The sequence below is a fragment of the Streptomyces sp. NPDC000941 genome (genome assembly GCF_053599555.1).
Genome location: NZ_JBSFMM010000301.1, coordinates 1 through 11,226 on the forward strand (window position 1 = coordinate 1; position 11,226 = coordinate 11,226).

Annotated in this window: 10 protein-coding genes and 2 pseudogenes; 5 read left to right on the forward strand and 7 right to left on the reverse strand. The window is 67.8% G+C overall.

Annotated features, from left to right (window positions below; translation table 11 throughout):
* Nucleotides 1-201: 201 nt before the first annotated feature.
* Nucleotides 202-443, forward strand: a pseudogene (locus tag ACWDSL_RS48385) (integrase); the annotation flags it as partial.
* A 156-nt stretch (nucleotides 444-599) separates the two neighbouring features.
* Here the strand turns inward: ACWDSL_RS48385 and ACWDSL_RS48390 are convergent.
* The gene (locus ACWDSL_RS48390; protein ID WP_352133434.1) at nucleotides 600-1,205 is read right to left on the reverse strand and encodes a lytic polysaccharide monooxygenase auxiliary activity family 9 protein; all 606 of its coding nucleotides are present in this window, start codon (nucleotides 1,203-1,205) and stop codon (nucleotides 600-602) included.
* A 344-nt stretch (nucleotides 1,206-1,549) separates the two neighbouring features.
* On the opposite strand from ACWDSL_RS48390, the gene ACWDSL_RS48395 reads away from it, so the two are divergent.
* Complete coding sequence (locus tag ACWDSL_RS48395) at nucleotides 1,550-2,638, forward strand: integrase core domain-containing protein (protein WP_450495499.1); 1,089 nt, start codon at nucleotides 1,550-1,552, stop codon at nucleotides 2,636-2,638.
* Here the strand turns inward: ACWDSL_RS48395 and ACWDSL_RS48400 are convergent.
* From ACWDSL_RS48400 to ACWDSL_RS48410, 3 genes are read right to left on the reverse strand one after another with little or no spacing between them, the layout of a single operon-like run.
* Nucleotides 2,610-3,710, reverse strand: coding sequence for a hypothetical protein (locus tag ACWDSL_RS48400; protein WP_450495501.1), 1,101 nt, complete (start codon nucleotides 3,708-3,710; stop codon nucleotides 2,610-2,612). The two genes, ACWDSL_RS48395 and ACWDSL_RS48400, sit on opposite strands and share 29 nt — an antisense overlap.
* Nucleotides 3,668-3,976 carry a hypothetical protein gene (locus tag ACWDSL_RS48405; RefSeq protein ID WP_450495503.1) on the reverse strand — a complete coding sequence of 103 codons (309 nt, stop codon included), beginning with the start codon at nucleotides 3,974-3,976 and terminating at the stop codon, nucleotides 3,668-3,670. Before ACWDSL_RS48405 ends, ACWDSL_RS48400 begins: the two co-directional genes overlap by 43 nt.
* 21 nt (nucleotides 3,977-3,997) lie before the next feature.
* The gene (locus ACWDSL_RS48410) at nucleotides 3,998-4,456 is read right to left on the reverse strand and encodes a winged helix-turn-helix transcriptional regulator (protein ID WP_450495504.1); all 459 of its coding nucleotides are present in this window, start codon (nucleotides 4,454-4,456) and stop codon (nucleotides 3,998-4,000) included.
* A gap of 84 nt (nucleotides 4,457-4,540) precedes the next feature.
* Here ACWDSL_RS48410 and ACWDSL_RS48415 point away from each other — a divergent pair, with 84 nt between their 5' ends.
* On the forward strand, nucleotides 4,541-6,049 hold the full coding sequence (locus tag ACWDSL_RS48415; protein WP_450495505.1) for an MFS transporter: 1,509 nt from the start codon (nucleotides 4,541-4,543) through the stop codon (nucleotides 6,047-6,049).
* A gap of 485 nt (nucleotides 6,050-6,534) precedes the next feature.
* Here ACWDSL_RS48415 and ACWDSL_RS48420 read toward each other — a convergent pair.
* A pseudogene (locus ACWDSL_RS48420) lies at nucleotides 6,535-7,050 on the reverse strand (integrase core domain-containing protein); the annotation flags it as partial.
* Between the two features lie 127 nt (nucleotides 7,051-7,177).
* On the opposite strand from ACWDSL_RS48420, the gene ACWDSL_RS48425 reads away from it, so the two are divergent.
* A complete protein-coding gene (locus ACWDSL_RS48425) occupies nucleotides 7,178-8,275 on the forward strand; it encodes an integrase core domain-containing protein (RefSeq protein ID WP_450495506.1) in 1,098 nt (365 codons plus the stop codon).
* Here the strand turns inward: ACWDSL_RS48425 and ACWDSL_RS48430 are convergent.
* Entirely contained in the window at nucleotides 8,204-8,920 is a 717-nt protein-coding gene (locus ACWDSL_RS48430) for a recombinase family protein (protein ID WP_450495508.1), read from the reverse strand. The two genes, ACWDSL_RS48425 and ACWDSL_RS48430, sit on opposite strands and share 72 nt — an antisense overlap.
* Before the next feature lie 188 nt (nucleotides 8,921-9,108).
* On the reverse strand, nucleotides 9,109-10,011 hold the full coding sequence (locus ACWDSL_RS48435) for a sigma-70 family RNA polymerase sigma factor (protein WP_450495510.1): 903 nt from the start codon (nucleotides 10,009-10,011) through the stop codon (nucleotides 9,109-9,111).
* A gap of 94 nt (nucleotides 10,012-10,105) precedes the next feature.
* Between ACWDSL_RS48435 and ACWDSL_RS48440 the strand changes: the two genes are divergently transcribed.
* Nucleotides 10,106-10,771: a nitroreductase gene (locus ACWDSL_RS48440; protein WP_450495512.1), complete on the forward strand. Its 666-nt coding sequence runs from the start codon at nucleotides 10,106-10,108 to the stop codon at nucleotides 10,769-10,771.
* Nucleotides 10,772-11,226 lie beyond the last annotated feature (455 nt).

The window sequence follows — 11,226 nt, forward strand, 5'->3', positions numbered from 1 at the left end:
GCCCTCGGCGGCGCACTGACCCTGCGAGCCGACTTCCACGACCACGCCACCCAGACCACATGGCCCGAACAACACCCCACAGAAAGCTGACACGCACCCACCCCACAGGCAGGCTTCACGTGACGGTGGCACTCTCCACACTGACGGCCCTCGCACCCGTTGCTCCATTTGATCGACGATCCAGACAAGTCAGCCCTCGGCATACGACGGCGCCATGCCGCATCCTGCGTACCCAGGCGACGCGGACGCCCACGCACCATCCGATCGATACGCGCCCCGGTCCTGCGCTGGCCAGGGAGAACACCTCATGGGGATATCGACGGATCCACGGCGAACTCGCAGCGCTGGGAATCAAGATCGCCGCCTCCACGGTCTGGGAGTCTCAATGGCCGTTGAGTGCTGGAGTCGTACGACGAGACGGTGGGGAGCCGGCTACCGTGCGACTGCCGTGCGATCGGGCGCGTTCACGCCAGGAGCGAAGGGAGCCCCGTCGGGGCAGGGTGACCAAATGGGTCCCCTGCCCCGACGGAGCTCGGCCGGCCGGGCGGCGGGTTACCGGCGCCCGGCAGAGACCGGTGCCGTGTGCGGCGCTCCCCTGCTCAGCCGAAGTTCACGTCGCTGCACCACATGTAGGCCTGGTCGAGGTGCGAGGCCTGCCAGATCACGAACAGGATGTGGTGTCCGGTGTAGCCGGAGGTGCTGACGTTGAACGTGTAGTCCGTCGCCGGGCCGAAGCGGCCGGTCTGCGTGATGAAGTCGAGGTTGCCCCAGCCCAGGGTCTGGGTCTTGGGGTCGAAGCCCTGCTTGCTCACGTAGGCCGTGAAGTAGTCGGCACCGTGGGACGCCTGGTCGTGCACGTGGACCGAGAAGTTGTTGCCGACGGTGGTCGTCTTCCACTGCCCGGGCTTGTTCAGGCTGGCGTTCCTCGAGAGGTTGTTGCTGCAGAGCGTCCCGTCGGGGGTCTGCGACTGGAACTGGCCACCGAGGCCGTCGCGGAGCGCGCTCATCCAGTTCCACATGGTGTCGGGGTTGGCCTGGAAGGCCTGCCAACACATGGGGTCTTCGGTCTGCATGGCCGGGTTCATGTGGTCGTTACCCCACCTTTCCCAGCAGTGGTACGCGCGGGAGGCGGGGCCGACGACGGAGCCGTGAGCCTGGGCGGGGGCCGACCAGGTCAGTGCGCCGACAACCACGGCGAACAGCATGGCGAGCGCCTGGAGAGGCCGGCGGAGGGCCGACCGGGAACGCCCGGTTAATGGGCTCTGTTTGCGCATGTGGGGGGAACTCCTTCCAGTTGAAAGGCGCCATGGGAGCGCTCCCAACGTACGACTTCTGAGTGAAATGTCAATGAAACAAACGGAGTTGATTACAGGGGTGGGCGGCGAGCAGGGAATCTTGTGCCGCTCGAAAAGTCATCGCCCCAGGTGAGCGGGGTGTGGTCAGTCTGCTGGGATCATGCCCTGTAGGTGCCGGGAATTATGTCACCCGGGATGACCTGCTGGTTGGGATCTGTCAAAGCTCAGCAGGCCGCAAGCCGTTCTGAGGCAGCATGCCGGTCGTGGTGATACGGCTGATCTACCTGCTCGTCTGCCAGACCTTCCGATGGCTTGCCCTGTTCGCTCGCTCGAGTGCAGCGAAAGACGCAGAGATCTTGATGCTCCGGCATCAACTCGCCATCGCGCGGCGATCCCAGCCACCGCCCCGCTTCTCCTGGAGCGACAGGGCCGTCATGGCGGCACTGCTCCGACTCGTCAACAAGCAGCGGCGCAACCAGGTGGCCTTGCTGGTCACTCCGCGATCGGTCCTGCGCTGGCACGCACGGCTCATCGCCTGGAAGTGGACCTACCCGGCCCGTCGACCGGGTCGGCCACCCAAACCAGTGGCGCTGCGGCAACTGGTCGTGCGTCTGGCGCGGGAGAACCCCGGATGGGGATACCGCCGCATCCACGGTGAGCTCGTCGGCCTGGGACGCAATATCGCCGCCTCGACTGTCTGGTCGATCCTCAAGGAGGCCGGGATCGACCCGTCGCCGCAGCGCACGGACCGCTCCTGGTCTGCCTTCCTCAAAGCGCAGGCCACTGCGATCGTGGCCACAGACCTGTTCCATATCGACACGGTCTTCTTGCGGCGCTGGTTCGTTCTGTTCTTCATCGAGCACGACACCCGCCGCGTACACATCGCCGGCATCACCCGACACCCCACCGGCCCATGGGTTACCCAGCAAGCACGGAACTACCTCATGGACCTGGGCGACCATGCCCAGTCAATCAGGTTCCTCATCCGGGACCGCGGCGCCTACTTCACCGACAGCTTCGACGCCGTCTTTCAGGCGATCGGCGTACGGATCCTTCCAACACTGCCCCACGTGCCCCGGATGAACGCCATCGCAGAACGCTGGATCGGATCATGCCGCCGCGAGGCCGCCGACCGTATTCTGATCACCGGACGACGACATCTCCACCTCGTCGTCAGCGAATACGCACAGCACTACAGCCAACACCGGCCGCACCGATCCCTCGGACAACGACCACCAACCCCGCTGACCGCACCTGAACCGCGATCAGCCAGCGACAGCACAGAAGTCTCCCGGCATGACCGGCTCGGTGGCCTCATCCACGAATACAAGCAGGTCGCATAGGGTGACACCGTTTCCGGCCCCCACAGGCGAGGGCGGAGCGGTAGCGGCCGATGCGTTCGTCGGCGCTGTCATCGGGCTCGAATCCGGCGCCCAGGGGGAGGACTTCGAGGTCGAGATCGATCTGTCGACCCTCGCGGGCGGCACGCTCCCTTTCCCACGCAGCGAAGCGACCGAGCAGCGGTGCGGCCCGTCCCAGGGCGTCCGGGTCATCGCTCTCGCTCAACAGCTCGAACTCCCGGTACGCGGCGAGCATCTCGCTGTGCTCGCCGCTCAAGCCCCCGGTCGAGGCGAGCAGTTCGGTCGCCTCCAGGGCCGCGTCGGCGTCGTCGCACGCCCGCGCGAGCGCGGCGAGCGCCCGGCCGAGGGCAACGGTGACTGCGGTACGTTCGGGGTGACCGGCCGGAGTGTCGGCGAGGGCCGCCCGCAGCCGGCGTACGCCGCATGCGACACGACCCGCGTCCTGCTCGGCGACGCCCGCGTCGGCGATCACCGCACCAACGTGCAGGTCGCGTTCACCGGGCCAGGTGACGGGCTGGGCGTCCAGCCTCCGCAGGAACCGCAGCCCGTCCGCGGTCTCCGAGGTGAGGGCGTCGTCCGGCACGGCCGCGACCAGCCGTTCGACCTGCGCGAGCCGGGGGGTGCCGAGCAGCCGAGCAGAGTCCACCACCGTGCGCAGACAGGCCGCGGCTGCGGCCCGCGCCCCGTCAGGATCGAACAGGCCCGGCTCGGCGGCCAGCCGCGTGCACACCTCCCGTCCGTAGCGGGCGGCGGCGACCAGCCCGTCCGGGTCGGCCTTCGTCTGAGATTGGCATACCCACAAGTCGTGTGCGGAGATGGCCAGTTCGAGGAAACCCACATTGTCGTCGGCGCGTACGGACTCAAGAGCGGCGTCCGACCAGGCGAGCGCGCGGTTGAGCGCCGCCGCCCGCTCCTGAGGTGCTCCGTTCACCGCGACGTCGGCATGCACCGAGCACACCAGGTGCGCGAACCGCGCCTTGTGGGTCGAGTCGGCGGGGTCGAAGTTCTCCTTCAAGGATTCGGGGAGTCCGGCCTCCTCGGGCAGACGCGGCACAGGAAACCGAAGGTGGCGGCCCCGACCACCCCGTCCTGTACGGCCGCCTCCAGGTCCTCTGCGCCATGGTCGCGGCCCCAGAACGTCCAGAACACGGCGGCCACCGCTTCGAGATCGACCGGACCCCCGGGCGACGGTGCCGCCTCACCCAGCAGAGCCAGCGCGTCGGCCGCCGCCTCCTGGTCGCGGAGAGGCGCGGCATCGCTGGTACTGTGCGCCGCAGTCAGGCGCTCGACCACTCGTTCCCGAAGCTCGGACATCGCCACCTACATTAGGCTGACCAGCAGTCAGGAGGCAGTGGTTATCGCCGTGGGGGCGATCGCGTTGCGGTCGTACTCACTGCGGGCGTCGGCGATGGCGGAGCGGTGGCGCTCCGCCCACATGGCGAGGGACGCCAGGGACTCGTACAGCTCCACGGCCATCGGTGTCGCCGTGTACTCGACCTTCGGCGGCACGGTCGGATAGACCGTCCTGACCAGCAGCCCGTCCCGCTCCAGATTACGCAGGGTCAGCGTCAGCATGCGACGGCTGATGCCCTTGACCGAGCGTTCGAGTTCGGTGAACCGGCGGGTGGCCTGGGCGCACTCCAGCAGAATGCCGATCGCCCACTTGCCGCTCACCCGATCCAGCACCTGGAGCACCGTGCACGCCGTCCGCTCCTGATCGCCAGAGCTGGTGCCCTCGTCGCCCGCCGAGGCGGCCGGGGCCTGGACCTGCGCGGTCACAGCACTGTTCCTCTGGGACATAAAAGTGCCTCCTTCCACGGCTTTTCAGGGTCACACATCATGAACCCCGTAACAAGTTGTTCCCTTTGGGAAAGAAGGTCACCCATGGCTGCCGACACGGCTGCTCAGGCCGAGCGGAAACGCTGGCTGTCGCTGTACACACTCTGCGCGGGGACGCTGATGATCGTCCTGGACGGAAGCGTCGTCACGGTGGCGCTGCCCACGATCGGAAGGGAGCTGCACTTCTCTCAGTCGAACCTCGCCTGGCTGGTCAACGCCTACATGATCGCGTTCGGCGGTCTGCTGCTGCTCTCCGGCAGGCTCGGCGACCTCCTCGGCCGCAAGCGCATGTTCCTCGCCGGTGTCACCCTGTTCACGGCGGCCTCGCTGCTGTGCGGGCTGTCCAACAGCCAGGAACTGCTGATCTTCGGCCGGTTCGTGCAGGGCGTCGGCGGTGCCATGGCCAGCGCCGTGACCCTCGGCATGATCGTGACGATGTTCCTGGCCCCCCGCGACCAGGCCAAGGCCATCGGCGTCTTCAGCTTCGTGGCCGCCGCGGGCGGCTCGATCGGTGTGATCGCCGGCGGTGTGCTGACCGAGGCGGCCGGCTGGAACTCCATCTTCTTCATCAACGTGCCGATCGGTGCCGTCATCCTCCTCGCGGCGTCCCGTCTCTTCGAGCCGGACCGCGGGCTCGGCTTCGGCGCAGGTGCCGACCTGGTGGGTGCCGTCCTGGTGACCTCGGGTCTCATGCTGCTCGTCTTCGCCATCAACAAGATCGAGAACGACGGACTCGGCTCCGCCCAGACTCTCGGGTTCGGCGCCCTGGCCCTGGTCCTACTCGCCGGATTCGTGCTACGGCAGGCCAAGGCGAGCAACCCGCTGCTGCCACTGCGGATCTTCCGCTCGCGCTCTCTGTCGGGCGCCAACGGCGTCATGGTCCTGTTCGTGGCGGGCCTGTTCGGTTTCCAGTTCCTGCTCGCCATCTATCTGCAGTCCGTGGCGGGATACAGCTCGGTCCGGACCGGCATGGCCTATCTGCCCGGTCCCATCGTGATCGCGGTGATCTCGCTCGGCTACTCCGCCAAGATCATCACCCGCTTCGGCCCGCGCGCCGTGCTGCTGGTCGGCATGGTCATCACGGCGGTCGCGCTGGCCCTGCTCGGCAGACTTCCCGTACGCGTCCTACCCTGCCGACGTCCTGCCGTCCGTGCTGCTGCTCGGCATCGGCGCGGGCCTCTCGCTCCCCGCCGTGATGGGGCTGGCCATGTCCGGTGCGACGCCCGCCGACTCGGGCCTCGCCTCGGGTCTGGTCAACACCACGCAGCAGATCGGCGGCGCCCTCGGCGTGGCGATCCTGGCCGCACTGGCCGCCTCCCGGGCCGGCACCCTGGTCAGCCAGGGCAAGAGCCCCGCCGAGGCCGCGACCGGCGGCTACCACGTCTCCTTTCTCGTGGCCGCAGCCCTGGAGGTCGTGGGCGCGCTTCTCGCCGCCGCCGTGCTGCGCGCGCCGAAGACCGCCACGGCCCCCGCCGACGCGACCGGGCAGGACGCCGAGGACATCGCCCTGCCCTCCCCAAACCAGAACTGACCACCTGCCCACGGGCGGTCTAAGCCTCGATCCACCGGGTGAGGTTGGTCCAGTGTCTGGACATAAAAGTGGAGATGCGCTCTGACTTGGGGGAATAGGAGTTCTCTAGGCTTCTACTCGACCAGTTCGGAGGTGCATCTCCGGGATGCATTCTTCCATGCCGCCACGTGCGGTGTCCGCAGGCTTTGATGAACCGAATCTGATCGCGGACGCCGGGCTGGTTCCGGTGATGCGCCTCGCCAGGCGTGTAGGGCTGTCGGAGTTGACCGGCGAGACGGTACGCATCGACGGGGCGGGCAATAGCGGCGGGGCGAACCCGGCGGCGAAGGTGACGTCGCTGATCGCAGCGATGTGCGCGGGGGCGGACAGTATCGAGGACGCCGACCGGCTGCGGCACGGGGCCATGTCGGTGCTTTTCGGCGGGATCCGGGCCCCATCGACGCTGGGGACGTTGTTTGCGCTCCTTCACCCACGGCCATTGCGGGTGCCGATAAATCATCCGCGCAGCTCAGGCGGCGTGCTGGTACTGGTGGAGCGTTCCGCCGAGCCGGTCTCGTCTGTGGACTTCCAGGTGGGTGAGCAGGGCTTGTTGTGTAATGAGTGTGGGTAGCGGGCGGCATGGGGCGGCTTGTTCCAGGGCTCTGTGCGGGCGGTGCTCGTTGTAGAAGGATTCGTACTCGCGCAGGGCGTGGAGGAGGTGGCTCTGGTTCCAGATCAGGGTCCGGTCAAGGAGTTCGGTTCGGCAGGTCTGTATCCAGCGCTCCATGACCGAGTTCATCCGGGGTATCCGAATGCCGGTGGTGACGACCTTCAGACCGGCATCAGTCATCAGGGCATCGAAGGCGGCTGTGAACTTCGAATCGCGGTCGCGGATGAGGAACTTCGCCTTGCCGTCCGCGTCCTCGAGGTCCATGAGGAGATTGCGTCCGAGCTGCACGATCCACTCCGCAGTGGGGTGTGCCGTGGCGCCGAGGACCCGGATGCGACGGGTGGCGTGCTCGATGACAGCAAAGACGTACAGGCGCACTGTGCTTGCCGAGAATGTCATCCGCCCTGGTCGGAGGCCTGTATCGGGACCGGCGGTCGTCGGCATCGCCGCCCGGGTAGGCGCTCTCGCGTAGTCGGTGGTTCACGCGTCATGATGATCCACCGTGCTGCTGCGACTGGCCTACCTGGGCGTGACCAACGCGTTCGCGCTGCTGCGTCTGCTGCCGATGAGCGACCGGGACAAGGATGCGGAGATCCTGGCTCTCCGTCATCAGATCACGGTGCTCGAACGCCAACTCGGCGGTGCCCGACTACGGTTCACTCCGAGCGATCGGGCGCTCCTGGCTGCGCTGCTGCACCGGATGCCGTTCCCCACTCTACGGCGTCTTCGACTGCTCGTACGTCCTGACACCGTGCTGCGCTGGCATCGCAACCTCGCAAGACGCCAGCATGCCGCCTCATCACGACCCAAGCGACCCGGTCGGCCTCGTACCGTGCGCTCCATCCGGATTCTGGTACTGCGCCTGGCGAGAGAGAATCCGAACTGGGGCTACAGGCGTCCGCACGGCGAACTGCTCGTGCTGGGAGTGAAAGTGGCCGCGTCGACCGTCTGGAAGATCCTCAAGGACGCCGGCGTCGATCCGGCGCCCGGCCGGAGCTCCAGCACGTGGGCCAGCTTCCTGCGCTCCCAAGCCGGCGCCCTCCTGGCCTGTGACTTCTTTGAGACGGTCACCCTGTCCGGCGCGCGGATTTACATATTCGCGGTGATCGAGCACAGCAGTCGCCGCATCCGGGTCCTGGGTGCCACCGCACACCCGACCACCTCCTGGGTAACCCAGGCTGCGAAGAACCTGGTCATGGACGTCGAGGACGTAGGCTGCCGGGCACGGTTCATGATCAGGGACAGGGATGGGAAGTTCCCCGGACTGTTCGATGACGTCCTCAAAGACGCGGGGATCGAGGTCATCCTCACCGGCATCCAGATGCCGCGAATGAACTCGATCATGGAAAGGTGGGTGCAGACCTGCAAACACGAGCTCCTGGACCGGACCTTGATCTGGAACCAGCACCACCTCCTCCACGCCCTGCGAGAGTTCGAGCAGTTCTACAACACACACCGACCGCACCAGGGCATAGCAAACGCCCGACCACTACACCCACTGCCGACACCAATCGACGATCCGGACAAGCTAAGCCACCTCGACATACGACGCCACGACCGCCTTGGCGGCATCCTCCACGCATACAAACATGCCGCGTGACCTGCACGGACGAGGTATTCGGCAAGCGCAGTGCTCGGGCAGGAGGTCGGCGACGGCGGTACGGATGGCGCCGCGGCTGACGCCGTGGTCGCGGGCGAGGGCGGCGATGGACCGGCCTTCCAGGTACGCGGTGCGTACGGCGTCGGTCTTGTCGGCCGGGACGGCGGAGCGGCGCCCGCCCTTGTTGCCCTTCGCCTCGGCGGCCCGCAGCCCGTCGTACGTCAGCTGCCGCTGTAGGTCGCGCTGGAGTTCGCCGGCGGCGGCGAGGGTCTGCACCATGAACTTCACGGTGGACAGCAGTTCGCCGGTGCGCGGGTGGCGGGCAGTGAGGTCCATCGCGGAGAACGCGCCGTCGTGGATGCGCAGGGCGAGGCGGTCGCGGTGGAGGACATCGAGCACGTCGAGAATGTGCCCGGTGCCGCACACCAGGCGGAACATCTCTGAGATGTGCACGGTGTCGCCCGGCCGCGCGTACGTCAGCAGCTCGCCGAACTTCGGGCGCTCCAGTGGGTGGAGGCGGCTGGAGGTACCGGCCTGCTCCTCGAAGACGACCGGGTCCTCGATCCCGGCTTCGTCCAGGACGAGATTCTGACGGTCGGTCGACTGCTGGTCGGTCGACACCCGCTTGTAGACCAGGTTGGCCATGCCGCTCCCGTTCTCGTGGTCGCATTCGACCCTAGCTGTCAGCAAACCCTGTCATCAGCCGCCATCGGATCTCATTGGATCGGCGCCGCCGCCGGGCCCCGGAAAGTCCGGGTTCATTGGACGCCCTTCGCGCCTGTCGCCAGTCGTTCGTTTGCCGACATCTGATCGCTATGCCCCTCGGCGGCTGGTTAGCCGCCGAGGGCAATGGCTTCGTCGAGGAGGGCCAGATCAAGTTGCTGAAGTCGGTTCGGGTCGGCGATGAGTTCGTACCCGGTGATCCTCTCGCGGGCCGTCGTGACGGTAAGGGCGAGCTGCAGTCGTCCGTACGGCGCGACCGCGATCCCCACGGCGCCGCCGATGAGTACCGGCTCCGCGACGTGCGCGTTCCGTCCGAAGACGACGATCTCCTCCGCCACGGCCCGCGCACCGCGCACCTCGACCGGTCTGCCCTCTGGAAGGGCCGCGCGGTCCGCACGCCGTACGACGTCGGGCGCCAGTACCGCGAGGACCGCGTCGATGTCGCCCGCTCGCGCCGCCGCCAGGAACGCCTCGATCACGAGCCGCTGCCGGGCGAGCTCCGCGCCGGGGACGGCGGGGGCGCCCCGCACCTTGCTTCGGGCCCGGCTCGCGAGCTGCTTCGCAGCGGCGAGGGAACGGTCCACGACGGGGGCGATCTCGTCGAACGGCACGACGAACATGTCGTGCAGCACGAACGCGACACGCTCGGCGGGGCCCAGCCTGTCCAGCACGACCAGAAGGGCGCGGCCCACCGAGTCGACCAGCACTGCCTCCTGTTCCGGGCGGCCACCCGCAGCGGGATCTGGGCCCTCATCGGGCACCGGGTGGCCTGCTGGGTCCTCCCGCCGCGATGCGCGGGCCCGCAGCATGTCGAGGCAGATGCGGGAGACCGTCGTCGTGAGCCAGCCGCCCAGGTTGTGCACGGCGTCGGCTTCGGTCCGGGCCAGTCGCAGCCAGGCTTCCTGGACGGCGTCCTCCGCCTCGCTGTGCGAGCCAAGCATGCGCTGAGCGACCGCGCGCAGCCGGCTGCGGTGCGTCTCGAAGCCCTCTGCGAGGCCGTCGTGCGCGCTCACCGGTCACCTCTCCCCGTCGCCGACCGTCACCACCGTAGAGGGTCCCGACACCAGGTGGCTGGCGGGGCCAGAGTCGATATGCAGGGAGCTTGTCTTGGACGTCTACGAAGCGGTTGCGAGCCGACGTGCAGTGCGCCGGTTCAGCCGGAAGCCGATCCCCCGGGAAACGCTGGAACGTGTGTTGTCTGCCGCAGCCCGATCACCGTCCGGGGCGAACCTCCAGCCCTGGCACGTCTACGTGCTGACTGGCGCGCCGCTGGCGGAGCTGAAGAAACGCACCGCCGAGCGGGTGGCCGCAGGCGACCTCGGGGACGAGCGGGAGTACCAGATGTACCCGCCCGAACTGAAGTCTCCCTACCGGGAGCGCCGATCCGCCGCCGCAGAGCAGCGCTACGCCGCGCTCGGAATCTCACGCGAGGACCGGCGGTCGCGTGAGGCGGCCGTTGCCGCGAACTGGGACTGCTTCGGTGCGCCCGCGGCCTTGTTCTGCTACATCGACCGCGACATGGGACCGGCCCAATGGGCCGACCTCGGCATGTACCTACAGACCGTCATGCTGCTGCTGCGTGCCGAGGGGCTGCACACCTGCCCTCAGATGGCGTGGTCGGTGTACTGCCGGACCGTCGCAGAGGCCGTGTTGCCCCCACCCGGACTGATCCTGTTCTGCGGCGTGTCCATCGGGTTCGAGGCCCCGGTCGCGTGTCACGACCGCATCGACCGGGCCCCGCTCGCCGAGACGGTCACTTTCGTCGACGGCTAGAGCGTTCCTGCCGTCAGTCCGGTAGCGGGACGGGATCGCCGCTCTTCCCGCCCCGCTACCGGTCCGCCGCCTGGGGTCAACCCGCCAGAAGTCCCGGACCTGCGAGCCGCTTCCAGCGGCTCACGATGCTGATCCCGCCATGTCTGCGGTGCCGACGGCCGCGCGGCGGGAGCCGCGCCAACTGCGCCGGAGGTCCAGCCGTGACACCCGGCCAGGCAGTCGCGATCCGGCGCTCGATGCCCGGTTCCCGGAGTTCATCGAGGAGTTCCCACAGCCCGCCGTGGTCCTTCGGTGCTCAGGCGGCCGTGCCGAAGCCGGAGGCGGCCGGTTCCTGTTCGCGGAGCTGGGTGAAGTCGACGTGGGCGTTTCCCCTTGAGCGTGGACACCCTGATCATTGGATCGTGATGATCCATAGGACAGGAGTTCCCGTTGGGGACGTCGAAGTACTCGCCTGA